This window comes from Cryomorphaceae bacterium 1068 (assembly GCA_027214385.1).
Taxonomy (GTDB): Bacteria; Bacteroidota; Bacteroidia; order Flavobacteriales_D; family Cryomorphaceae; genus JAKVAV01.
The window spans coordinates 133388-159621 of the sequence record JAPVXR010000003.1; the positions used below are offsets into that span (position 1 = coordinate 133388).

At 43.2% G+C, this 26234-nt stretch carries 15 protein-coding genes; 7 read left to right on the plus strand and 8 right to left on the minus strand.

The genetic code is table 11. The annotated features are described in order from the left end of the window. Positions 1-63 precede the first annotated feature (63 nt). The 4 genes from O3Q51_05630 to O3Q51_05645 are packed head-to-tail and all read left to right on the plus strand — an operon-like array spanning position 64 to position 8990. Positions 64-7149: a hypothetical protein gene (locus O3Q51_05630; GenBank protein MCZ4408278.1), complete on the plus strand. Its 7086-nt coding sequence runs from the start codon at positions 64-66 to the stop codon at positions 7147-7149. Positions 7150-7203: 54 nt separating this feature from the next. Further along, on the plus strand, positions 7204-7488 hold the full coding sequence (locus O3Q51_05635; protein MCZ4408279.1) for an ATP-dependent Clp protease adaptor ClpS: 285 nt from the start codon (positions 7204-7206) through the stop codon (positions 7486-7488). Between the two features lies 1 nt (position 7489). Then, positions 7490-8290, plus strand: a complete 801-nt coding sequence (locus O3Q51_05640) for a M48 family metallopeptidase (GenBank protein MCZ4408280.1) — start codon at positions 7490-7492, stop codon at positions 8288-8290. Positions 8291-8309: 19 nt separating this feature from the next. After that, on the plus strand, positions 8310-8990 hold the full coding sequence (locus tag O3Q51_05645) for an NUDIX hydrolase (GenBank protein ID MCZ4408281.1): 681 nt from the start codon (positions 8310-8312) through the stop codon (positions 8988-8990). 23 nt (positions 8991-9013) lie between these two features. Here the strand turns inward: O3Q51_05645 and O3Q51_05650 are convergent, their stop codons facing one another. Beyond that, complete coding sequence (locus O3Q51_05650; GenBank protein MCZ4408282.1) at positions 9014-10576, minus strand: inorganic phosphate transporter; 1563 nt, start codon at positions 10574-10576, stop codon at positions 9014-9016. A gap of 284 nt (positions 10577-10860) precedes the next feature. Between O3Q51_05650 and O3Q51_05655 the strand changes: the two genes are divergently transcribed. Next, complete coding sequence (locus O3Q51_05655) at positions 10861-11106, plus strand: hypothetical protein (GenBank protein ID MCZ4408283.1); 246 nt, start codon at positions 10861-10863, stop codon at positions 11104-11106. Here O3Q51_05655 and O3Q51_05660 read toward each other — a convergent pair. From O3Q51_05660 to O3Q51_05685, 6 genes are all read right to left on the minus strand, one after another. Beyond that, positions 11099-11374 carry a hypothetical protein gene (locus O3Q51_05660; GenBank protein MCZ4408284.1) on the minus strand — a complete coding sequence of 92 codons (276 nt, stop codon included), beginning with the start codon at positions 11372-11374 and terminating at the stop codon, positions 11099-11101. The two genes, O3Q51_05655 and O3Q51_05660, sit on opposite strands and share 8 nt — an antisense overlap. Continuing rightward, positions 11367-13214: a DUF349 domain-containing protein gene (locus O3Q51_05665; protein MCZ4408285.1), complete on the minus strand. Its 1848-nt coding sequence runs from the start codon at positions 13212-13214 to the stop codon at positions 11367-11369. The genes O3Q51_05660 and O3Q51_05665 overlap by 8 nt, the downstream gene beginning before the upstream one ends. A 116-nt stretch (positions 13215-13330) precedes the next feature. Continuing rightward, positions 13331-15460, minus strand: coding sequence for a SpoIIE family protein phosphatase (locus O3Q51_05670; protein MCZ4408286.1), 2130 nt, complete (start codon positions 15458-15460; stop codon positions 13331-13333). Between the two features lie 143 nt (positions 15461-15603). Beyond that, positions 15604-16383: an enoyl-CoA hydratase/isomerase family protein gene (locus O3Q51_05675; protein ID MCZ4408287.1), complete on the minus strand. Its 780-nt coding sequence runs from the start codon at positions 16381-16383 to the stop codon at positions 15604-15606. Positions 16384-16433: 50 nt separating this feature from the next. After that, positions 16434-18479 carry a phenylacetic acid degradation bifunctional protein PaaZ gene (gene paaZ, locus O3Q51_05680; protein MCZ4408288.1) on the minus strand — a complete coding sequence of 682 codons (2046 nt, stop codon included), beginning with the start codon at positions 18477-18479 and terminating at the stop codon, positions 16434-16436. A 150-nt stretch (positions 18480-18629) separates the two neighbouring features. Next, entirely contained in the window at positions 18630-19841 is a 1212-nt protein-coding gene (locus tag O3Q51_05685; protein ID MCZ4408289.1) for a bifunctional alpha/beta hydrolase/OsmC family protein, read from the minus strand. 97 nt (positions 19842-19938) lie between these two features. On the opposite strand from O3Q51_05685, the gene O3Q51_05690 reads away from it, so the two are divergent. Together O3Q51_05690 and O3Q51_05695 are read left to right on the plus strand one after the other, a co-directional pair. Then, positions 19939-22356 carry a penicillin acylase family protein gene (locus tag O3Q51_05690; GenBank protein MCZ4408290.1) on the plus strand — a complete coding sequence of 806 codons (2418 nt, stop codon included), beginning with the start codon at positions 19939-19941 and terminating at the stop codon, positions 22354-22356. Between the two features lie 49 nt (positions 22357-22405). Further along, positions 22406-25066 (plus strand): choice-of-anchor L domain-containing protein, encoded by a 2661-nt coding sequence (locus O3Q51_05695; GenBank protein ID MCZ4408291.1) that lies wholly within the window; start codon positions 22406-22408, stop codon positions 25064-25066. Here O3Q51_05695 and O3Q51_05700 read toward each other — a convergent pair whose 3' ends face one another. Continuing rightward, the gene (locus tag O3Q51_05700) at positions 25067-26194 is read right to left on the minus strand and encodes an FAD-dependent oxidoreductase (protein MCZ4408292.1); all 1128 of its coding nucleotides are present in this window, start codon (positions 26192-26194) and stop codon (positions 25067-25069) included. It lies immediately after the preceding gene. Between the last annotated feature and the right edge of the window lie 40 nt (positions 26195-26234).

Sequence of the window (26234 nt, forward strand, 5' to 3'; positions counted from 1 at the left end):
TTGGTTTCTTCGTTGAAACATTCGTCTGAAGCGGACGTATAGGCGATACCTTTAAACTATAACTTGGCTTCAAAAATCAAATACTCCCTGTGTTTGGTGGTGATTAGCCTGATGGCTGCTATCCACGTTAGAGCACAGTACAGTGAGCAAGACTTAATTGAAGAAGCAAACGCACTTTTTGACAAAGGTGAATTTGCTGAAGCAATGCCGCTGTACTCGCAACTTTTAAGTCTCAACCCTACAAATCCGGTTTTTAATTACAAGTACGGTGCTACGGCGCTATATGGTGATGCTGAAAAGAAAGAAGAGGCCATCAAGTACCTCAAGTTTTCAGTTGGGAAACCCAATGTTGACGACCAAAGTTGGTACTATCTCGGTAGGGCTTATCACCTCAACTATTTGTTTCAAGATGCCATATCAGCATATGAGAAGTACAAGACCTTGGCATCTAATAGTGATCTTGAGGAGAAAGAAGTTGGCTTAAAAATTTCAATGGCCAAGAGCGGCCAGAACCTGCTTTCGCAAATCAAAGAGATCAAGGTTCTTGATAAGAAACAATCATCTGTCGAGTCGTTTTTCAGGATTTACGATCTGAGCGATATCGGAGGTAAAATCTTAGTAACTCCCGAAGAACTCCTTTCTTCTGAAGACAAAAAACGCAATCACCGCTCTCTGATCCACTTTAGAGGAGCGGGTACTACAATCTACTTTTCCAGTTATGGCAAGAGTGGAAAGAATGGTTTGGATATCTACCATGCAGATGTACTTCCAGATGGCTCTTACACTGATCCTGTAGCCGTTCAAGGTTCCATCAATACGCCTTACGACGAAGATTTTCCCTACCTGCATCCTGACGATAAAACCTTTTACTTTTCTTCAAAAGGTCACGGAAGTATGGGGGGCTACGATGTCTACAAATCCGGGTTTAGTAAAGCCAGTGGAGTATTTAGCACTCCCGTCAATTTAGACTTTGCCGTCAATACTCCCGACGATGATCTGTTTTACTTGGCCGACTCCTTAAACGAGATGGCCTATTTTGCTTCTGCACGAAGCAGTAAGCAGGGACAGCTTGATGTGTATAAAGTACTGGTTAAGAGTGCTCCAATCGATATTACTTTGATCAAAGGTACATTCATTAATCAAATAGATCCGAGTAAGAAATTAGCAAAGATTACCACTATTGATGCTACCACTAATAAAGAGGTAGACATTCAATATACTGATCCCACTACGGGAGAATACGTGCTCAGTTTTCCAAAAGGTGGAAAGTACAAGTTCTTGGTTGAGGAAAAGAGCAGCGACAAAATTCACGCTGGTCTTGTAGATGTTCCATCTTCAGCCGGTGTGAATGCCTATCTCCAAGAAATGGAACTCATTTCATCGGTAGGTGTGGAGAAACTGATGATCAACAACTTGTTTGATCAGACTTACGATGGCGATGTAATGGCCTTGGCTCAGAAGATGCTACGCCAACGTGCAGCGCTTGATGTCAATTTCGACCCAAATGCCGAGCCTACCGTAACAGATACACCCGACGTCGAGAAAGATCCGGCTTTGGCTTATTCTGATGCAGGATTTGGCGCGGGAATGACCAATGAAACCATTCTGGAACAAGCTGAAGCACGTGTTGAAGAACTAAAAGATAGGCAACTGCTCACGGCTCAACTGGCAGAAGGGGCAGCTCGATCTTCTGATGCATATTTTACCAATGCACAAGACAAGGGCAATAAAGCCGAGAGTTTGGTCACCGAAGCGAATTCTGCTAGTTCTGAAAATCGAAACTCATCGATGTATAGTGCGGCATTCGCTAAACTTGAGGCAGAAACGGCTTTGCGTAAAGCGACTAATTCTAAAAGCCTGAAGGACGAACTTTATCAAAAGGCGACTGTAGCAAAAGAGGAATATGAGGCTGAGAAAGCCCGTGTTGACTCTTTGAGAGAAGCCATCGATTCCAATGACTACGATGGTATTTACGCAGGCTTAGTAGCCGAAAGAGAAAAGAGAGAGAGCATTGACCAAATCGAAGACCGATTTGATCCCGTTCAAGATATTCGCAGAAGTGGTTTAAAATCAAACTCCGAAGCACAAAAGCTATTGGAAAAAGCTCAGAGCTTGAGAGATCAAGAGGAACAGCTTAATGCAACGCTAATTACAAGGCGGACGCAGAGCACAAAAATGAAGGGTAAAGATCTTAAGCAAGTAGAGGAAGAGATTACCGTTCTGGAATCAGATATTGAAAGTGCCAAGCGAAGGACCGAGAGAGCCTTTAAGCAAGCTGAGGATGCTCAGATTCTAGCTGACAATGAAATTCAAGAATTTGAAATTCTCAAAGAAATTGCGGATTCCAATGATCCGACACTTGTTCCTGAGGAATCAGAGCCGGTTGTTTCTTGGTCTGATCCGGAACAAAAACTATTGGCAGAGAGTCTAAGAGATTTGCCAATTGACAATGCGGCAATAGCGGCTTATACAAGCGAACATCCAGAGGTCTTCGATCAAATGGATTCAGAGGCTATGGCCATGAATTTCCGACGGACTTATGGTGCCGGAAATGAAACGACCGATGATGTGGCAATGATTGCTTCAAAGCAGGGTGAGTCAGAAAGCTTGATAGCCGACAATTCACAAACGGATTCTAATCAACCTGAACAGGAAGTGGCTTCATCGGAAACACCTTCTGACAGTAAGTCTAATGACATAAGTCAGAATCCGGATTCCGAAACAAACACTATTATGGAAGGAGCAGTAGGAGCTGCTGCAGTTGTAGGAACGGGACTTCTTGGAGGAGAAAATTCTACAGAAGAAGCTGAAGTTGAAGAATCCGAAGATTTGGCAATTGAATACGACGAAAGCCTTCCTGTAGAAAAACGCATCGAAGCCGAAGAGTTGAAAATACAAGCTGCAGAAGATTGGGTTGCTATCATAGATGAGTCCATTGAACAACTTGAGAGTGGAGTAGGGGGCGAAGAAGACGTGGAGGAGCAACTTGCGGATTACAGAAAGCTGCGAGATCAAAAGGCATCTGAAATTGGACAAAGGCAAGAGCTCATATCTGCTTGGGAAAATGAGATTTCTGATGTGCCTACAGCTGAGGCTTTGGCTCGGGCAGGAGCTGACCTAGACACTTTGAGCCCTTCGTTTGTCGCCAGGCTAGAATCAAAAATTCCTGACTATTCTACCGAGATAAAGTCCATAAGGTCGGTAAGTGCAATTAACAGAAACTACCTTCCAACTCTCGCTGAGATAGAAATTTCAGGTCTGAGTGCTCCCGAAATGGCTGAGAAGCGAATCGAGCTCAATGAAGGTTTTATAGCAGACATTGATCAAATTCTTAATGAGGGAATCGACTCAGAAGTATCTGAAGAGGACCTTGTCGAGATGCGAAGAGTCAAAATGCTCGAACTCCGACAAGATGAGGAGGTCATGGAAGGAAAGGCTGTTTTTGTCCCGAGATCGGAAGAAGCAAAGAGTTATGCTGAGCTGATTAAACAAGAAGAAGATATAGAAGAGATTCCAAATGAAATTGAGTCTGAAAGCGAGTATACAGAGCTTAGTCCTGCCATGGCGCAGTCGCTTCAAAATGACTATTCAAGAGAGTCTGTTTTACCGGACTACTCTGCCTTACTAGAAGAAGCTGAGCTCACCACCAATCCACAAATAGCCCAAGCACAACGTGTGAAGGTGAAAGAAGATTTTTTAATACGACTTCAATCGGAAATATCCATCTACAAAGCTGCGGTTGACGCGGCAGAGAGCCCAGACCCTCAACTGGTTGAGAGGTATACTGAGCTACTTCGTGAAAGATCTGATATGATTGATGAGGTCAATAGCGATAAAGCTACGTTAATGGCTTTCGAAAGTGATGAAATAGCTGATGAAGAAATTCAGATTTCAGCAGACTCTTTAATCACAGTCCTTCGTGTGAGTGCCATTTCGATTGATAACGAAACAGATCAAGCGCCGACTCAATTTGAAATTGATGAAGCAAATGAATTGGTGTCGGATCAGATAGACGAATATGTCGCTATTCTCGATGACCCGCAAGCAAAGGTGAATCGAGATGCCGTTCAAGTGGAAATTCAAAAGCTACAAGCTTTCCAAACCGAACTGTCCGCCTCAGCGCAAGATCAAATATTAGCTGAGAATAGGTCAACACAGGAACTAACCGCGGAAAAAAGCCCAGTGGAACTGGAAGAGGACATGGCAGAGGAATCTGACGAGACTCCTGTGAGTGAATTGACAGAAACCGGACTTGAGACATCGGCTAATGTGCCCGTGGGTGAAGCACTAACAGCGGTGGGAGGCGATGACAAAGAATCGAGCGAAATAGCGCAAAGCACGGATGAGACCGAAACTCCAATCACCGAAGCTCAACGCAAAGAATTTGAAGATATTCTCAGTATATCAGAAGGTTTTGTCATCGATTTTGATCAGAAGGCCACGGTCGTTATTAAAGATACTGACGTTGAAGAGCGGGAACTGATAGCTCTTGCACGATTAAACGATGCATTTGTTGAATCCATTGAGAACAAGGTAGATTCCCTGGAATCGATCAAATATGAGGGAGATGAGGAGTTCCAAAATGTGATTGATGAGGAAATCCTTGAGCTTCAAGCGCTCAGTGCGGATAAGCAACAAGAATCTGATCGACTGATGGCTGAGGCCGAATTGATGGAGATGGCCCAAACCAAGGCTCCTGCCATAGCGGAAGAGTCGAATACTCTTGTTGAAGACTTCGACGAGCGCATTTCAGAAATAAAAACCCCTGATTTATCTACTATTCAGTACAAATCTCTAAATGCCTCGATGATCAGAAATGGATTGAAATCAAAATCAGATTCATTGAATCAGCTGAAAAGAGAGTACGCTGATTTGACTACGGAGGCTGAACGCTCAGCTTCCTTGGCTGATATAGAAAGAATCAATACAGAATTGACTGAGGGAATCAATCAATCAAATTTTGCAGAGATCGAATTCTACCGAAACGAGAATGAGAGAATCATTTCTCACTTGGATCCGAATGCCTCGGCAAATCGGGAAGAAATGATTGCCCTCCAGGCTAAAGCTACCGAATTAAATTCTAAAGTGACCGAGCTTGAACTGGGTGATAATACGGATGAGCAAATGCAATTGATTGCTGAATTGGCGGAGGTTAATACTTCCCTGGGATCATTTACTCAGGCAGATACAGAAACTGATGATAGTGTCATCTTGGAAGACATGACATCGGCGCTTTTGCTACCTGAAAGTCACGAGACTCTGCCCAATAAGGCTTACCTCACGGAAATGCAATCGGTCATGGTAAGTAATATGACTGAGGAGCGTCGGGAAGAATTGATGACTCAAGATGAGATCCTGAAAGTGAATCTCGATTTTTCAGAAACAAATTCAGTAGATGTTAAGAAAGAATTGATCGCCGGCAATACAAAGGTTGATGCAATCGGATTGAATCTTTTGGCCGAATCTCCTGACCAACTTGACTATCTGGTCGCTATGGTGCGCGCTGATAGCCTGAAGTCGCTGGAGCGGAATAGTGCAGCCTACGCTGAAATGAAACAAAATCAAGCTATCGAAAGAAGTGCAGAAGCTGATAGACTGCTCAAAATGTTGCCTAATCAGGAAACTGATCGTGATCGTGAGAGCGTAAAAGCTCGCGCTAAGAAGCTGGAGCAAGAGGCCGAAGTTTTGTACGAAAAATCTGCAGTGGCAGCGCAACAAGCTGAGATGGCTCGAGCGAAAAGGTCCGATAATGACCAAGAACTTATTGCACTTTCAACCGATCTTTCCTTCAAGCAAAGAAGAGCGCTTGATGATTTGCTCTTAAAGCCTGGCTATCGAATTATTCCATCTGAGGAGTCTGCCGAAGAGTTAGCTGAGGGTACTTCCACAAGGATTGTTGAAGAAACTCCAAGGGTAGAAAAAGAGATGCCTGCAGAGAAAACTGAAGTTTCCAAATCGAGTACTTCAACTAACGGCTTGGATGCACTTAAAGGTAACTGGCTGGGCATGGTTGAAATCATTGCTGAGAAAGATGATTTCTCTGATGTAGAAGGCTCAATGTTTGCGGAGGCACCCGTCAGCGTGTATTCAGCAGACAAACCCATTCCCGTTGACCCCGTGATGCCTGATGGATTGATATTCCAAGTACAGGTTGGTGCTTACCGCAATCCTATACCACAAGACCTTTTCGGTCCTTATGCGCCTATAATGGGGCAGAAGCTCGACAATGGTATCACCAGGTACCGTGCAGGATTATTCAAAAAGTATAATGAAGCCATCCAAGCGAGAAACGAGATTAGAGAAAAGGGGTATAGCGATGCTTTCGTAGTGGTTTATGTAAATGGCGAAAAGCTAACCGGAGCAGAAGCACGTGATATCTTGGCTCAAGCCAAAGCCAAAGAAACCATCAGTGTTGAATTGGTTTCGGGAGTACCTACCGACGAGCCTCTTGTAGATATCTCAGAAATTGTTGAGGAAACTCCAAAGCTAAACACCGAGTACTACAATGACCCTGAAGCAGCCGAAGCTGCTCAAGTTGAAGTTATCACAGGGTTATTCTACACCGTTCAGGTGGGAGTCTACAGCAAGCCTGTAAAGCTAGATCAACTGTTTAACCTTACTGAGCTCAACAGTGAATTGACTGGCTCTGGAGTAATCAGATATACTACAGGAAGGTTTGCTGACCTTAAGGAAGCTACCAGCCGTAAAGAACTTGCTCGAGAAAAAGGAGTTTCTGATGCATTTATTACGGCCTATTACAACGGAAAGCGTATTTCTTTAGCAGAAGCAGAAAGAGCCCTTGCAACAGAAGGAGTGGGTATTCTGGCAGATCAAGCATCTAAGACAGAAGTGGAATCAATAGAACCCAAAAATACTGCTGAAAAAGAAAACGATGAATCCTATGTGGTTATCATGGGCACCTTTGCCAGTGATGTGCCACAAGAATTGGCAGATCTCTTTTTGGAGAATAAGTCTTGGGGCATTCGTAAGATTCAAGGGCCTGGAAATGGCGCCATTTATCTTTCGGAAGATATCGAGACCCTGGAAGACGCTAAGAAACTTCTTGAAGAGTGCAGAAAGCTCAATATTCGTTCTGCCACCATTGGTAAGATGAAAAACGGTCAAATCACTTCTGTACAAATCGATTAAGATTTTTAGAGCATCGGTATTGTATTTATATCTTTGTATGAAATACAAAGATCAATGGTCAATATTGACACCCTGATAGAAGAAGAATTAGATATCCTGACAAAGGAGATCACGGAAGAAACGAAGGAGATTGTTCTTTACGATGATGACTTCAACACCTTCGATTTTGTAATCGAAAGCCTGATAAAAGTATGTCAGCATTCTGCTATTCAAGCAGAACAGTGCACCCACATTGTTCATTACAATGGTAAGTGTGGTGTAAAAAGAGGCAATATGTCCAAACTTAAGCCAATGGTATCGGCTTTACTAGAAAGGGGACTAACTGCTGAAATAATCTAAGATGAAAAGAAAAATCTTCTCCATTCTTGCCGTAGCAATCATTGCACAGGCATGCTCCACTGTACCCGTAACAGGGAGAAAACAACTCAAGCTCTTGCCAAGTTCTGAAATGCAAGCGATGAGTGCAACGGAGTATGATAAATTTTTAGCTCAGAATCCGCCACTCCCTGCCTCTGATCCGGAAGCTCAACGAATTAAGCAGATCGGTGCTGATATTGCTGCTGCTACAGAAAAGTACTTGAATGAAAACGGTCATGAAGGTTTGGTGTCAGATTTTGACTGGACATTTAATCTCGTGGATGATGAAACCCTCAACGCTTGGTGTATGCCCGGTGGGAGAGTCGTGTTTTATGCAGGGATTCTTCCCGTTTGTAAAAATGACAATGGGATAGCAGCCGTTATGGGCCATGAGGTAGCACATGCGGTGGCGCGGCATGGTAATGAAAGAATGAGTCAGCAATTGGCACTCCAAGGTGCCGGCATGAGTCTTAGCGCTGTCTTGCAGGAGCAACCTGCTCTCACACATGATTTGGCACTTCAGGCTTTTGGAATGGGATCTCAGTTTGGAGTATTGGCATACTCCAGACAGCACGAAAGCGAAGCGGATAAAATGGGTTTGATTTTTATGGCTATTGCAGGTTACGACCCGCGCGAAGCCGTAAAAGTTTGGGAGAGAATGGCACAACTCGGTGGCCAGCAACCACCGGAATTCATGAGTACACACCCAAGCCATGAAACACGAATTGACGAGCTCAATGCCTTCATGGATGAGGCGATGAAATACTACAAACCCAGAAATTAACCTTCAGCGAATTAGTAAGATGAAAGATATTCTCCTCGATGAGTACTTCAAATTAGGAGTATCCGTTACCGTAGTTTTGTACGGCTTCGAATCAGGTAAGCTTCAAGTATACATTCAAAAAATCCGTACCAATCCATATGCGAATGCATGGTCATTGCCGGGGAAATTAATCTTACCCGAGGAAAGTTTGGTTGAGGCATCGGAGGGGATTGTAATGGAAGTCATTGGAAACAAGGATATATACCTGGAGCAGTTAAATGCGTTCGGAAAGATATATAGACATCCACTGGGAAGAGTCATTGACGTGGCCTTCTACGGGTTGATTAATATGCCTGAGGATATTAAGGCTCAGAGAACCGATAAGGAGAACATGTGGATTCCAATTAAGGAAGTACCTCAATTGGCTTATGATCACAACGATGTTCTTAAACTCGCTTCTCAAAGGTTAAAACGCCGACTAATTAACAGGCCAATTGGCTTCAAACTGCTTCCGCAAGAGTTTACATTAACGGAATTGCAGCAGCTTTATGAAGAAATTTTAGATCGTCCGCTGGACAAAAGAAACTTCAGAAAAAAATTGACGAAACTCGATATTCTTACGGCCGAAGGTCATGAAGACACTTCTAATCCGGGACGGAAGCCAAGGTTATTTAAGTTCAATCAAGAGAAGTACCACGAGTACATGGAGCATGGGTTTTAGTTCTTCTGTTGATGGAGTGGGAATTAATTCTTTGCCGCTTTTTTCAATGCCTTCGGTAAATTTGATTTGAGTAGGATGAAGAAAGCTACTGAAAACAGAATAATGGTTACCCAGAATCCACCGAAGTAAATGCACAAGGCAACAACACCGGCAGCGGTGAATGCCCCAAATGCCGTTAAAAACCACCCACCGATTACGTTGACCACTCCTGCCACTCGGTAAGGTGCACTACCTTCACCCCAAGCTCGATCTGCAAGTGATGCCCCCATAGCGACCATGAATGAAACATAGGTTGTCGAAAGTGGGAGTTTTAAAGACGAAGCAAAAGCGATAAGAATACTCGCTATCATTAGGTTTACGCTGGCCCTTACCAAATCAAACGCGGGTTGTTCATTGGCACTTTGACGGAGCGAACGAAATCTCCAATTCACTATTGTCGCTGTTTTCCTAGGAACTACACCATTAAAAAAAGCCGCAAAAGAATTAGCTGAATTGACTATCCCTTTGGAAAGAATATTAGGGCGAAAACGTTCGTCTACAGCTCCTTGAGCTCCTAGGTTGACCGAAGTCTCGGTTACTTTTTTGGCTTTAGCCGAAAACCACAAGGTGAGAACCATAATGACGCCTGCTCCATAAAGCATCAAAGGAGGCGCAGAGACTGCCTTTGAAAGAGTTGACATCATGAAATTTTCAGCGGCAACTCCTGAATCAAGCCACATAAAATAGGATTGGTAGCCTGTGATTGGTACACCGATAAAATTGACCAAATCATTTCCTGCAAAGGCCATAGCAAGAGAAAAAGTTCCTAGTAGAACGACCAGTTTTAAGGGGTTTATCTTAAAGGTGCGCTCCAAAATAAATACAAGAATTGTAGAAGTGAGGAAGGTTGATAAAACAATGACTAAACCACTATTGCTGATGGTTTCAGCAAGTTCAGGGGTAACGAATACGGCACCTTTTATCCCTTTAACCAACATGAAGTATACGATGATGGAAATGGCAAAACCTGCGAAAAGTGCTCCATATTTCTTGAGTCTTTTTTCAAATCTGAAGGTAAATAGTAGACGGGTAAAAAACTGAACAATAGCACCAATACTGAAGGCAACGCCGATGCTGAGAAAGATTCCTGCAATAATTTGTGAGGCCTTTTCGTAATTGATAAGCTCCCAAATAGAAGAAGCCACGTCTGGATTTGCAGAGAGGGCCAATAACCCTGTAACTACGGATGCTCCAAGTAGTTCAAATACAATGGAAACCGTTGTACTTGTAGGCATTCCGAGAGTATTGAATAGGTCGAGTAACAAGATGTCGGTGATCATTACAGCCATGAAAATGACCATAACATCGGCGTAGGAGAAGTACTCGGGGTTGAAGATTCCTTTTCTGGCCACTTCCATCATGCCACTGCTGAAAGAAGCCCCTACAAAGACTCCTGCAGCAGCAATTCCTAGAATTACTCGCTTGGAGGCTACTTTGGAGCCAATAGCAGAATTTAAAAAGTTTACGGCATCGTTGCTTACGCCTACCATGAGGTCAGCTACAGCCAAAATTAACAATGCAATTACCAGAATCAGGTAATAATCCATTAGCAGAATCTATTCTAATGCAAGTGCATATACGTAAGCGTTTTATAGCCAAAGTCTTGACTATTTTAATGCTAAACTAGATAGCGGCTACAATTCTAATGAAAATCACAGCGCTACCGCAGTGGCGCAAGGTTAAGTAATTATTAACTCAAAGCTAATTATTCATCAGATGAATTTTTTCACACTCTACCTCAACTAGTTTAGTCTCTGAAAATGTTAATAGGAGGGAGTGGTATTGACTTTGGCTGGAACCTGCTCTACCTTTGAGTATAAAGTATGATGCTATGACCATAAGTGAATTTAACTCTCTTACTTTTGACGGCAAGGCTTCCTTGTTGACTAAGTATGGAAGATACCTCGATGAAAGAAACTCACCCGAAGGGGCGAAAATATTAATTCATGATTTATTCGGTTTCTACGTAGAAGTGAGCTACCGATTTGATCGTAAGGTTCAATATATAAGAGCTGTCAATAATATTTTCGAATCAGAAACCTATTTGGAGAGTATCAACCTACTTCACCTCAATTAAGGTTTGGGTCTTTAACTGTGTCGTTAATCAATATAACGACCCTCTTATCGTATATCCAGTGTTGCAGTGACATCTTAGTCATCGATTGAGCATCGAAAATCTCACCTCTATCATCGATTTCTTTGGGCTCTCCTAATACTCCGCGGAGTTCATCAGCTGACATGCCTTCATAAACGAGAGGTCTTGGCTCTTCTCTTTTTGTACTCGACTCTGCACACGAAATGAATAAGAAAAGGGCCAGCGAGATCTTAATGGTAGATTTAAGCATCCCTTAGAATACTTAGCTGTTCTTTAAGCGCTTCGATTTCTTTTCTGGCTCGTTCTATTTTCTTTTCAACTTCCTCTTTCAATTTATCTGCTCCCTTCGATTTAGCGAAAAATCCCATGTTGTTTTCAAACTGAATAATGTCGCTGTTGAGTTTTGAGATTTTATTGCGCACATGGTCCGATTCGCGTCTAAGCAATACGTCGCTCTTGTCAGACTCTTTGAGGGTTTCAATCTTTTCCTCAAGCCTGATTTTTTTACGCTCGTTGTTGTCAATATCCAGAGCTCCGTATTTTTCATCCATAAGCTCTTTGTACTTGGCGCCAACTTCATCCTTCTTGGCAAACGGCACAAAACCGATGTGTCGCCATTTTTCGCCAAAATCTTTCAGCGCAGCTATATTCTCGTTTCTCTTTCCTTTTTCGGGAGTCCAGGCAGTGATTTCTGCTAATAGAGCCTCTTTCGCCTGAAGGTTTTCCTTTTCTCTATCACCTCTACCAGCTCTGTTTTCATTTCTTCTTTTGAAGAATTCATCACACGACTCTCTGAATTGACGCCATAGTCTGTTTTCATCTCTTTGGTGAGCAGGACCTATTTCTTTCCATTTCTGTTGAATTTGAATCAAAGCGTGTGAAGCTTCTTTCCAATCTTCACTATCCTTCAATTCGTTAGCCTGCTTCAGCAGTGCTTGCTTGTTATCCTTGTTTTCATTCTGGACAGTTCTTAATTCTTCAAAGTGCTTTCTCTTATTCGCAAAAAAGGAGTCGCAGAGGCTCTTAAACTCTTTCCATAGTGCACTTGACTGAGCTTTCGGAACGAACCCAATCATTTTCCAATCTTTTTGAATTTGAATTAATTCATTGGATTTATCTTGCCATTTCTTGGTCGATTTAAGCTCGAGTGACTCGAGGTGTCGCACTTTTTCGAGCAACTGCTTTTTGGCTTCTAAATTTTCCTCTTGTTCTTCTCTTCTGCCGTCATAGAATTCTTGGATCTTACTGTATATGCCCCTTGTAGTCTGCCAAAACTCTCCCTTTATTTTATTCCATTCCTCTTTAAACGTCGGGCCGATTTCGTTCCAACGGTCTTGATTCAGTCTGACCTCTACTTCCAATAAGCGAATGTCATTCTCTTCCAAAAGTTTCTTTTGATCAGCCAATACGGCATTTTTTTCATCGAGATTATGCTTTAAGTCAAGCTCTTTGAGTTCCTTGTAGATGTTGATATTGTAGAAAAATTGCTCAACATATTTATTGTAGTCTGTATTGAGCTCTCTGTAATCATCATTACTGACTTTTGGAAGTGACTTCCAATGCTCCATGATCTCATTGAATCGAGCAAAAGCTTTACCGATATTTTCTTCTTCTGCTACCAGCTCTTTCATCTCTGCCAGTATCTTTCTGGCTTCTTCTACGGTCTCTTTTTCAAGCTTAGCTTTGGATTCTCTGATCTGCTTCAGCTTTTCTTTGAATTTATCCGAAAGCTCTTGCAGCTCTTTTCTTATTTCCGAAAGCCCTTCAGAATCTTCGCTAATGACGGTTTCGGTTGTTTCCACATCGGATGCCTTAGTTACTTCCTCCTTGGGAACTTCAGTGGATTCAATCGTTTCGGTAGTTTGTTCAGGAGCATTCGTATCTTCTTCTACTGTCGCTTCAGCTACATTATCCGCTGGGGATACTGCGTTATTCTCTTCAGCATCAGAACCTTCTTCATGTACGGAAGCTATTCCGTGATCAAGAAGGTTTTGAAGTTGTGATTTAAGTTCGTTAAACTCTTTTTTGTTGGCTAGCACATCATCAGAACTGGCCAATTCTTTCAGACGGGTGAGGATTTCGGATTTCATATTAATTGATCTTTTCTCGATTACCAATTTAGGGAATTAACCAACAGATTCAGGAGTTTTCAACCCAAACCTTGAATGAAATGTGAAAAACAATAGCGATTTAGCAGTACGAATGGCTAAAACTTGATTCCAACTACGGAGACATCGTCAATTTGCTCATGAGCTCCTTTCCAATTTTCGAAAGCCTTTTCATAGATAAATGATTGAGCTTGCATGCTGTACTTGTAGTTGGAACTGATAAGCTCCGATAAGCGTTTTTTCAGAAACTTTTTGTCCTCAGGGCCACCAAACTGGTCTGCAAATCCATCACTGGCCAAGAAAATCGAGTCTCCTTTAGTGATTTTGAATTGCTGATTCTGAAATTTTCTGTCAATAATATGGTGCTTTCCACCAATGGGTTGTCTGTCTCCTTTCACGGTGTTGAGCTTACCATTCATCCAGTAGATGTCTTGGTAAGCTCCTGCAAAAGTGATGGTCAATTCGGGGATATTGATCTTAACAATACTCACATCCATTCCATCACTTGATTCTCCATCCGTTTTTTGACGAAGTGTTTTGATTACCTCCTTGTTCAATTCTTCCAAAATAAGAGCAGGATCTGTAATTTCTTCTCCTTCCACGATTTCATTGAGCAAACTATGGCCGATTATCGACATCATGGCACCGGGAACCCCATGACCTGTGCAATCGGCCAGTGCAAGTAAGTATTCTTCCTGCGGCTTGATTTCGTGCAACCAAACAAAATCTCCGCTGACAATATCCTTGGGTCGATAAATTAGAAAAGAGTCCGTAAAATATTTTCTGATGTGATCCTCACCGGGGATTATGGCATCTTGAATGCGCTTTGCATAATTGATGCTGTCTGTGATGTTTAGATTGTGCTTTTCAATCATTGAAGCGCGATCGCGATAAGCCTTCTCGGCAAGTTTTACTTCCGTAATATCTTCTGCGTATACATTCACATAGTCTTTTCCACAGACGGGGTGGAAGCGAAGGCTATAGATTCTGTGATTCGATTCGAGATTGAGTTTTTGCTCCTGCTCGAGATCCGATGCAAGTCTGATCGTATTGAGAATTGAAGGTTTTTTAAGGAGTCCATCTACTCGTGAGCCCCACTGACTGAGTAGCTCTTTTCCGGGGTCATTTGCAAATAGAACTTCTCCTGTTTTAGAAAAGCGCATCAATGCATTGGTGTTCTCTCTTGCAAAGTTGGCTAGTTTCGAAATTTCTTTTTCAGCTCTCTTAAGTTTCGTGATATCAGCGTCTACAAAAAGAAGATTGTCAACTTCTCCATACTCATTGAGAATGGGGGTAATAGTCGTACTTGCCCAGAAGGCGCGCTTGTTTTCGTCGTAAGATTTCGTTTCGTAAATGTGTTTCTTCTTCGTCCGATTGACTATTTCGATGGCATCCTTGATTTGGGGATAGCGACTCACTTCTGCCAACTCACGACCAATGAAGTCATTTAATTCTTCAACACTATAGTTGTTCGTCTTTTTCGCTTTTTGATTTAGCCATTCGATCTTTCCGTTTTGATCGGTTAGGAGTATCAGTGTTTCACTTTTTCCCATTACGAATGAAAGTCTTTCCAGCTCTTTGTTTCTCTCCTCAGCCAAGGCGGCGTAATCTTTAAGTTTTCTCTTTGCATGGACTTCATGGCGTAGAATTCTATTGAGATACTTGCTTCCAATGATGCCTAAGAAGACAATCATTGCCAAAGCCATCCCTAACCTTTGCATCAGCTTATACCTAGCCGTTGAGAGCTTTGCACTAATATTTTCCTCTACAAAGAGGTAACCCCGATAACCTGTCAATTGCTCAAAAATGATCGGGTAGGCGAAGAGAAGACTTTCTTCAGTGCTCGCCGCGCTAATGTCTTGTTCAAATCGCTCTCGGGTAGTGGATTCGAAAAACGAATGAATTTTCTGATTGGATTTTTCTATTGAAACAATATCTCCTGAAGAGATAATTTCCTTTTGACCATCATGATTTCGAATCAAAACCAGAGATACACCTTGCTCCAGTTCGTTCAGTCTATTCGTGCTGGTCAATAAGTCCTGCAGCTTAGATCGTATAAGTTGTTGATGCTCTTCTGAGGATCCAATGGAACGGCCTATTTCCAAAGCCTCTATGAAATGAGCCTGAGTTTTGATGATGGTCTTTAAACGATTCATCTCCGCTTTCTCAAAGCCGTTAATGGTATCGTAGTAAGAAACGATAGCAAAAAACCCGGTGAGTACAATCATTACGCCCAGAATGAGCATAAAAATTTTGAACGTAATTTTTGAGATCAAGTGAGACATAAAGGGGATGTCAGAACCTGTAGTACGTAAGGTACCCCAAAAGGTTTGCTCTAGCGTATAACTAAAATATGTCGAGTCTTGACCTCCTACCTTTGGCCTGCTTTGAATGCAGAAATAGCATTTCGTGTAAACTCACTTAATACCAACTTACCGCTCATTGCGGCGCGTTCTTCAAGAAGTTCATCCCAATGTTCCGTTCCTGACCAGAAGTTATTCTTTAATGCTTCCATGGCTTCGGGATTGCTTTTGGCTAATTTCTGAGCGAGTCCCTCAACGTGGCCGTCCATTTCCTCGGTAGATTCAAAGACTTGGGCAAACAACCCGTGGCTTTCCGCCCAGTCGGCCGTTCGCCAACTTGATGCGTCAACTGCCAATTGTGACATGACTGAAATGCCTAGCTTTCGCTGGACGGCAGGCCCGACTACGAAAGGCCCGATGCCGATGGCCAATTCACTAAGCTTGACAGAAGCGAATTTGGTTGCAAAACAATAATCTACCGATGAAGCCAGGCCAACCCCTCCGCCTACTGTTTTTCCCTGAACACGCCCGATGACGAATTTGGGAGCTTTACGCATTGCGTTGATTACTCTGGCAAAACCCATAAAAAACTCCTTTCCAACTTCTTCATTATTTATGGACATCAACTCGTCAAAACTAGCCCCTGCGCAGAACGCACGGTCTCCACTCGATTTTATAACGATTACATGAATTTCATTGTCATTTCCTGCTTCCGCAATGGTATCTGCAAGCAATTTGAGTATGACTCCAGGTAGGGAATTGCTGGCAGGATGAAAGAACTCGATGGTTCCAATTCCATCATTTTTTGTGAGAGTAACGTTTCCGTTTGGGAAATCAGTTGAATTCATTTGGGATGTTTTTAATTAGATCAAGTTGATCGCGTAAAATGATGACGGGATTATTCCTGATTCTTCTTCTTGACCATAGTAAGTATCGTCGCAATGGCCACAGTCTCACCTTCATCGTCGTAAACGTCAACCAAAAATTTCACAATTCCTTTTGCGATGTCCTCTTCACTTTTCTTTTCCTGTTCTATTTTTTCTTTAACCGTAAGCTTTACGCCGATTGTCATTCCGGGGTAGACAGGTTTGGTGAATCGACATTCCTCGATTCCGTAGTTCAATAGCACAGGACCCTTTTTGGCTTCAACAAACAATCCGGCAGCTTTACTCAAGACGAAATATCCATGAGCGACTCTCTGCTCGAAGATGGTGCCCTCCAGTGAAGTGGCGTCCACGTGTGCGTAAAAATTGTCGCCGCTAACATTGGCAAAATTCGTGATGTCAGCCTCAGTAACCGTATGCTTCGCGGTAATTACCGTATCGCCAACTACTAAATCCTCAAAGTGCTTTCGGAAGACATGCACTTCCGTTTCGTTTTGTTTACCACCAACCTGGTATTGGTTGGTAATTCTCGTGAGAGTGGTAGGAGAGCCTTGAATAGACGTTCGCTGCATGTAATGGAAAACTCCTCGTTTTCCGCCCATTTCTTCACCACCACCTGCTCTCCCCGGGCCACCGTGAGTGAGCATAGGCATTGGCGAACCGTGCCCAGTGCTTTCTTTGGCACAGTCGCGGTTTAGCACCAATATTCTTCCGTGGTGACTGGCCGCACCCAAAACAAAATTCTTTGCGATATTGTCGTCGTAAGTGGCTAAAGAGCAAACCAAAGAGCCCTTACCCATCTTCGTGATTTCGATGGCCTCGTCGAGTGTTTTGTAGGGGAGGAGCGTACTCACAGGACCAAATGCTTCCACTTCGTGGGTCGCATGATTGTTGAATGGATCATTGTTCAAGAGAACGATTGGAGAAATGAAAGCACCATTGTCGGTTCCATCGCCTTGAGCCTTCACCTTGTCCATGTTTCCATAAACCAATTCTGAGCTTTCGAGAAGCTTCTCTATTTGGTCGCGCACTTCGCGGACTTGCTCTTGTCCCGCAAGGGCGCCCATTCTTACTCCTTCAATCTGAGGGTCGCCAATTGTCGTTTTCGCCAAGCGATTGGCTAAGGCAATCTGTACGTCTTCTATTCTATCTTCGGGAACGATCACCCTCCGTATAGCCGTGCATTTCTGTCCGCACTTCACCGTCATCTCTCGCTGCACTTCTTTGATGAAAAGATCAAATTCTGGGCTTCCCGGCTCCACATCAAGTCCCAGCACGCTCGAATTAAGCGAGTCCGCCTCCATATTAAAAGGTACGGCTTCGTCTACGATGCGCTTGTTTGACTTGAGCATCTTTCCCGTTACGGCAGATCCCGTAAAAGTGACCACATCTTGAGATTCTACGTGGTCTATAATTCCTCTTGCCGATCCGCAGATCAGTTGAAGTGCGCCTTCCGGCAATATTTTCGATGCGATAATTTCGCGAACGACCAATTCCGTAAGGTAGGAGGTAACGGTGGCAGGCTTTACCACAGCAGGCACTCCTGCCAAAAAGTTGACGGCCACTTTTTCGAGCATTCCCCATACCGGGAAATTGAAAGCATTAATATGAACGGCTACTCCTTCTTTGGGCACCATGATGTGATGACCTATGAAAGTCCCGCCTTTTGACATGGGAGCCGCTTCACCGTCCACATAGAACGGTTCATTGGGGAATTGTCTCCTTAGGCTGGCATAGGCGAACAAGTTTCCAATTCCTCCTTCAATATCGATCCAGCTGTCCATCTTCGTCGCTCCGGTGAGGTAAGAAAGTTCGTAGAACTTTTCCTTCATCGAAAAGAGGTGGAGAGCCAATGCTTTGAGCATAAGCCCGCGCTCTTGAAAAGTCATTTTGCGCAAAGCGGGATTTCCAACCTTGCGTCCGTATTGAAGAATATCGCCAAAGTCCAATCCGGAACTATCGGCAACTGCTACTTCAGATCCATTGATGGCGTTGTAGAGCATCTTGCCTTCCCCGTCGCCCGGAGTCCATTTTCCTAAAACGTAATTTTCGAGTCTCATTATAGGTGGTGATTTGAGGCCACGAAAATAGGGATTTTAAAGAGAGTGTTGGCTGAACGAGAGCAAAGACTTCCCAATGTCATTAACAAAAATTGAAGCTTGATAGCGTCATTTCAGTTTGGAAAATGAAAACTCATAATCGGAGGAATGCTATTCTATGAGCTCCGTTTCTACCTTCACATCACTCTCAGTAAGCGTTCTATGCACAGGGCATTTATTGGCGATTTCCAGCAGTCTCCGTCTTTGCTCAGCATCCAAATCTCCTTCAATGGAGATACGTCGTTTGAACACTTCCACCTTGCTCTTTTTCCCTTCAGGGTTTGCGCTGTCCTCCACGTGCATCTTGCTGTTTCTTAGCGATACGGTTACCTTTTCTAAAGGCCATGATTTGCGCTCAGCGTACATTTTAAGTGTCATTGCTGTGCAAGTTCCCAATGAGGCATTGAGCAATTGATAGGGTGTAGGGCCCATGTTGTTTCCACCAACTTCCTCAGGTTCATCTGCCAGGAAAACATGATCTCCCGCAGAGATTTCAGTAGTGAATCCATCAGACCCTAGTTGAACCAGCACATCTTCTGAGGGCTCTTTCTTCTCAATCTCAAGCGGTAAGTAGCGACTCACCCAAGCACCAATCATTTTAGCAGCGTATGAGGCGTCATTCTTGTCGGTGAGTAAGTGATTAGCACCATCTAACGTGATAAAGCTTTTTGGGTGGCGCGCAGACATATAGATTTCTGCGGCGTTGTCAATACTTACAATTTGATCTTGCGGAGAATGCAATATCAACAAGGCCTTTTTGAGTTTTGGAAGTAAGGCGGCCGTTTTTTGACTCTCAACATCTCGAATGAATTGCACACCGATATTAAATGGTCTTCCGCCAATATTGACCTCCGAAATGTTCTTCTGTTCAATCTCTTCTCGGCTTTCTTCAAAATGATGCAGCACATGTTCTGCTTCAGAAGGAGCACCGATTGTGCATACCGCATCGATTGACTCTATTCGTTTTGCGGCATGAAGTACTGCTGTTCCTCCCAGTGAATGGCCAATTAAGAGTTTAGGCGCTTTGTAGTTTTCGGCCAAAAATTCAGCCGCAGATTCAAGATCGGAAATGTTTGACGTGAAATCCGTCTCACCGAATTCACCTTCGCTCATACCCAATCCGGTAAAGTCAAACCGAAGAACCCCAACACCGTATTGAGTGAGCTCACGAGATATGTAGGTGGCCGCTCGAGCATTTTTTCCACAGGTAAAGCAATGGGCAAAGACTGCAAAGTATTGCGGCGGTTTGGTAATTGGAAGTTCAAGTTTGGCGCTTAGGGTCAAACCTTCTTTATTTTTAAATTCGATCTTTTTTGATTTCAAAGCCTTTTCAATTGAGTTGATTCGAAGGTAAAACTTTAAATGCACCGACTTGGTCGGGAGTTATACCTTTGGGGATTATTACTATTTCAAAGAGCGCATGGGTAAATTATTAAAGTACTTCTTGTTAACCGCCTTAGCGGTAATACTAATCTTTTGGGTCTTCATACAGAGCCACCAGCCTGTGCTGAAGGGGAAGCTTGACATCGCCACACTTGAAGCGCCTGTTGAAGTTTACTTCGATGAGTATGGTATTCCCCATATCTATGCTGATAATGCCGAAGATGCTTACCGTGCTTTTGGTTACGTGCACGCTCAAGACAGGCTTCTTCAAATGGATTTGATGAGACGAGCGGGTGGAGGCCGACTCTCAGAAATCATTGGCCCCGATATGAAAGAAGCCGATATGTTCTTCCGAACCTTAGGGACCAATCGACAAGCCGTAAAAGATGCAGCCAAATTTGATGAACTTCCGGAGAAAGTGAGATCCATTACTGTTGCTTACCTCGAAGGGGTAAATTCATTCATACAGACAGGGAAACACCCGCTGGAGTATAAGTTGCTTCGCGTCGAGCCCGATACATTTACGGTTGAAGATGTGTATTGCATTTCGGCTTACATGGCCTACAGCTTTGCGTATGCTTTGAGAACAGACCCTTTGGTACAAGACATTTCTACCAGTCTGGGACCCGATTACTTAAGGTCGTTGGATTTGGCGGTAACGGTTGACCTCTTGCCAGTGGATACTACACGTTCGGATACCTTGGTTACCGACTCAATCACACCAAGGCCGAGTTTGAGTATGACACGACCCCATTTACCCGATATGCTTCCTATCCCGACTTTGCAGGGGAGTAATAGTTGGGCAATAGGTCCGTCGCGCACCCTTTCGGGAAAGGTGATGCTCGCAAATGACACACACATCAAATATTCTGCACCGGCCGTTTGGTATGAAGCCCACATAGAATATCCGGGTTTTGGTTTCTACGGAAATTTTATCGCAGGTGTGCCGATCGCACTAGTCGGTCATAGTCGAAATCACGCTTGGGGCCTCACTATGTTTGAAGACGATGATTCAGATTTCTTCTTCGAGCGATTCTCAGAACCTGATAGCAGCTACACTGATTACCGCGATAGCTTGAATGCGCCCGTTAGGAAATTCAAAGAGACGCTTTCCATCAAAGGAGAACCTGACACGTCATTCACGGTTTACGAAACGGTACACGGTGTACTGGTAAATGATATTCTTCCCATAGAACAGGACCGTCCCGTGTCCATGTATTGGAATTATACCAATATGGATAACCAGCTATTGGAAGCTTTCTACAGATTGAATCGAGCGGACAATATTGCTGAATTCAAGAAAGGGGTAGAGATGATTACAACTGTGGGCTTGAATATTACCTACGGTGATGCATCAGGAAATATAGCACACTGGTCTGCAAGTAAACTCTTGATCAGACCTGATTCGGTAGACGGAAAACACTTTGCCGAAGGCTATTCACCCAATGCCAACTACAAAGGCTTCTACGACTTTGAGGATAATCCACAAGTTGAAGAACCGTTTGTAGGTTTTGTTCATTCGGCTAATCAATTTCATGATTCAACGTCAGGTATTTTATACCCTGGCTATTACGCGCCAAACACGCGAGCCAATCGAATTGAGGAGTTAATGAAACTTCAAACAACGGCGACTGTCGAAAGCATCCAAAACATGACCCTCGACAACGTATCGACCACCGAAGCAGATATCGCTCACGAAATAGCCAGAGTTATTCGTCGATCGAACGAAGTACTCACCGACCTTGAAGAAATGGCGCTCGAGGAAATTGAAGTATGGTTGGGCTCTCATGATTTGGAAGACGTTGAGCCTACCATATACTACAAGACCCTTTACTATGTGTTGAAAAACTCGATGGAAGATGAAATGGGCGATGAGAAATTTCAAAAACTATTTAAGACGCATCTACTCAAGCGCAGCTATCCAGCACTAATGGTAAATGACGAGTCGCCATGGTGGGACGATCTGCAAACAGTTGGTCTTACTGAAACAAGAGAAATAATTTTCATTAAATCTTTCAAGAAGGCGGTGATGGAAATCAACGAAGAGCTGGGAAGCGATATTGCCACTTGGCAATGGCAGAGAGTCCACTTTATTGAGCATCCTCATCCGTTTTCAGATATTTCTGTTCTAAAACAGTTTTTCCATATCGGTCCATTTCCTGCTCCGGGCGGAAATGAGACTATTAATAATGCCTCTTTCATATTTAATGGAAATGGCACTTACACTGCTCATTACGGCCCTGCAATGCGTATCGTCATCGATTTTGCAGATATCGAAAATGCTACTTCGATTTTACCAACGGGTAACAGCGGTAATGTAATGAGTCCGTATTACAGCGACCAGGCAGAGATGTATGTAAGAGGAGAATTCCGAAAAATGAAAATGAATAAGGCTGAAATCAAGAAATCAAATAATCTCTTGATGCTGCTACCTCCTGAAAAAGAGGAGGAATGATGTAACAAAAAGAGACTTTACGGGGTAAAATATGGCTAAAACCAACCCCTTGGCTAGTATAAGAATTCTTCTTGCTTTCTTTCTATTGCCCATTTGCGCTTCAGCACAACTGCAGGTAGATTTAAGCGATAATCCTCAATCAATTGTTCAAAACCAACTTCTTGGTGAAGGAGTTGATCTCATTGATGTTTCCTTCAATGGGCAATCAGGAACCGCTACAAACCCTCAGATAGGAACCTTTTCAAATGGCTGGGAAGCTATTGGTATTTCCGATGGAATCATTATCGCTACAGGTCAAGCTACCATTGCTGAAGGACCCAATGATTTACCGACAGCCTACGAGGCAATAGAGGAGGACGATGAACTTACGGAGGATGTCGACTTGGCTGAATTAATGGGGGCTTCGGCTGAAATAAACGATGCCGCAGTACTCGAATTTGATTTTGTAGCTAGCGGAGATACCTTAAGATTTTCTTACGTTTTTGCCAGCGAGGAGTACAATGAGCACACCTGTTCACCGTATAATGACGCTTTTGGCTTTTTCATTTCCGGACCGGGGATTACCGGTGACGGTACATTTACCAACAACGCCATTAATGTCGCCAAGATTCCCGAAAGAGATGTACCCGTGGCTATCAATACCGTAAATCGAGGGATTCCCGGAACATACGGTAGCATGGCCATTTGCAATGGCGCTGACATCAATTGGCAAGAAAACAGCCAATACTTTGTGGACAATGAGTCAAATACGTCTTTAAATACCACCCAATTTGATGGATTTACAACAGTATTTACAGTAGAAGTTCCAGTTGAATGTGGTGGAACCTACCACATTAAAATGGCTATTGCTGATGCCGTTGATGGTAAAAACGATTCTGCCGTATTTATCAAATCGGGCAGTTTTGCCAGTCAAGCTCCACTCGAAGTTGATTATGAGGTTTTAAATCCTGTAAACAGCCAGGCAATAGAGGGTTGTAGTAGCTATGCGTTCAAGTTGGTTAGAAATGACAGCACGAATACTAAAGTGGTCTACTTAAAAAGCGAGATGGCTTTTGCCAATCCCGAAGTTTTTCCTGATTTCCCGGATAGCCTGGTCTTTTATCCACAACAAGGATACTTGAATTGGGAACTTCCCATCCATCATGATGGTGTTTTTGATGGAGAAAGGATCATAGACATTTCTTTTCTTCAGCCTGAAGTTTGTGGCTTGGACACTGCCGAAACGAGTTTAGCACTTTCATTCACGGACGCACCACCCATTGATATTTCTTATCAGGATTCTTTAATAGTTACTTGTGATGAAGTAGGTTTGGTAGATATTCAAGTCATTGGCGGTATACCGCCATACAGCATTGAATGGGAGGAAAATTATTCAGGTTACCAATTTGAATTAAACGGTCAAGAGCCGCTTACAATCCAAGCGATGATAACCGATCAGTGCGATTTAAATCAGGAGGATGTTTCGATCATTTACGAGCCTATTCAATATGATGCTTTGGAAGTCGTACTTCCCGAAATGATCTCTATCAATTGCTTGGAGCCACTGCTTCTAGAGCCTTGGATTATAGGTGGAAGGGGTGATTATTCCTATCGATGGATATTTGAAGATAATATGATCTCAGAATCTAGTGAGCTGGAAGTTCAATCGCCTGAAGAGGGACAATTATCTCTTATTGTGAATGACGGCTGTGTAGCCGCAGATACTGTTATGACCACGTTGGAGTTACTCCAAAACCCTGTTTCTGCCGAAATCGGTGAAGATTTTCAGGGATTCTGCAATGAGGAAGTCACAATTGTTCCGCAGGTTGAGGGTGGATTTGGAGCGCTGACTTTCAAATGGAAAAGAAATTTCGCACTTCAGAGCAGCGCTCAAAGCTTCACTTTCACACCAATATCCTCCAGTATTGTTAGTCTTCAAGTTATTGACGAATGCGGGCAACAGGCTTTTGACACCTTAAACATATTTGTTGACCATGATCCCATTCAAATAGGAATGCCTTCTGATACAATGATTTGTGAAGGAAGGAGACTGGTATTTACACCTGAGGTTTACGGTGGAGTGGGAGAGTACGATTACTTTTGGATAGAGCGTGAGAGCGATACTCTGCCGCTTAATATCATACCAAGAAGAGATGAGACATACACTTTAAGGGTGACCGATGAATGCCTTAAGACGGCAGAAGAAAGCATGAATGTTTCCCTTGTTGCGGTTGAGGCAGAATTTGAATTTGACTATGATTCTGACTCTCGACCCATAATGAACCTTTCTGCAGATGGCTTGAATTATTTCTGGGTACTCCCGGGCGGTGAAACAAGCACACTTTTTGAGCCAATATTTCAGCCTGACGTCGATCAAGACCAATTGGTCTCACTCGAAGTGACCCATCCGGTGGGCTGTTCAGATTCGAAGATTGATTTCTACGAGCCGCCTCTCAATGTCTTCGTTCCGAGTGCATTCACTCCTGATGGTGATGGTCTCAACGATATTTTCAAGGCAGAAGGCACTTTCATCAATGAATTTGAACTTTGGGTTTTTGACCGATGGGGGAACGTGGTCTTCCACTCGAAAAGCCCTAAAAAGGGTTGGGATGGCTCTGATCCAAAAGCAGACTTTGCAGCACAAAATCTAGTGTACAATTATCGAGTGTTGGCCAAAGGATTCAACTCTCAAATCATTGATAAAAAGGGTAGTGTAACGGTAGTGCGTTGATTAATCGATCAAGTCGACTAAAGATTTACTAACAGAAGAAGCGAGCGCAACACCCATTCCTCCGAATCTAACGGCACAATAGACTCGATCATTGAGCTTTTTGGCAATGTATTTCTTTGAACTCCCCATTCCCATTGTTCCCGACCAACGCATATCAATCTTAAACTCTTGCTCAGGGAGGATGACTTCTCTCAGAATTTTTTCAAGGTGATCCTGAATAATAGCTGTGGTTCCTTCTTGATCAGTTTGCTCGCATTCTTTTGCCAGATGTCTGCCACCGCCTAATAAGACCCTCCCGTCAATGTCTCGGAAATAGTCATATCCGCGATCATGATGGAAACTGCCACTCCACTTTAAGTTTTTTATAGGGCTGGTTATCAAAACTTGAGCTCTACATGGTTCAACTTCAGCTTCGGGAAGGAGTTGTTTCGCAAAACCGTTAGTCGCCACGATGGTTCTTTTACTTAATATCTCGCCGATATTGGTATCCAAAACGCATTTGGATGCGGAAGAGTCCAAAGCTTTTACTTCGATCCCATTAAAAATCTCTACACCTGATTCTCTGGCCAGCGAAACCAGATTCTTCATCATTAACCCTGTATCGACGGTTCCTTCTAGTTCATTGACAATCATATTGTCTACATCCGAAAACCCAAAACTTTCTATTAGATTGGAACTATCTTTAAAAGCTTGCTTGCGAATGCATTGTACTAGTTCGGCATTGATGTAGCTCAGGCTACCCAGACATTCCCTGTAGATTTCTTCATTGCCTTTCCTGAAAACCTCAAAACCTCCGGTTGGCTTATAATCCAGTTGATCGTCACTTAATAATTCTCTCAGCAAATTGAGCCCTTCATATCTTTTTGCTACGAGATCAAACACTTCATTCTCGTGCATGGTAGTCAAATCATCGAGAATCTCCGAGACACTTCCGAAACAGGCAAAGCCCGCATTCCTAGTGCTGGCGCCAGATGGCAGGACACCTCTTTCTAAGATTGCTACCTTCCAATTCGGAAATTTTCTTTTCAAGAATATTCCGGTAGTTAAACCCGTTATACCTGAACCAATAATCAATGTGTCCCAATGATGAATGAAATGCTTGGTTTCCCAGTAACTATAATGCTTCATTTCTCGTTAACACAGTTAAACGTTAAAGGCACTAAAGAAC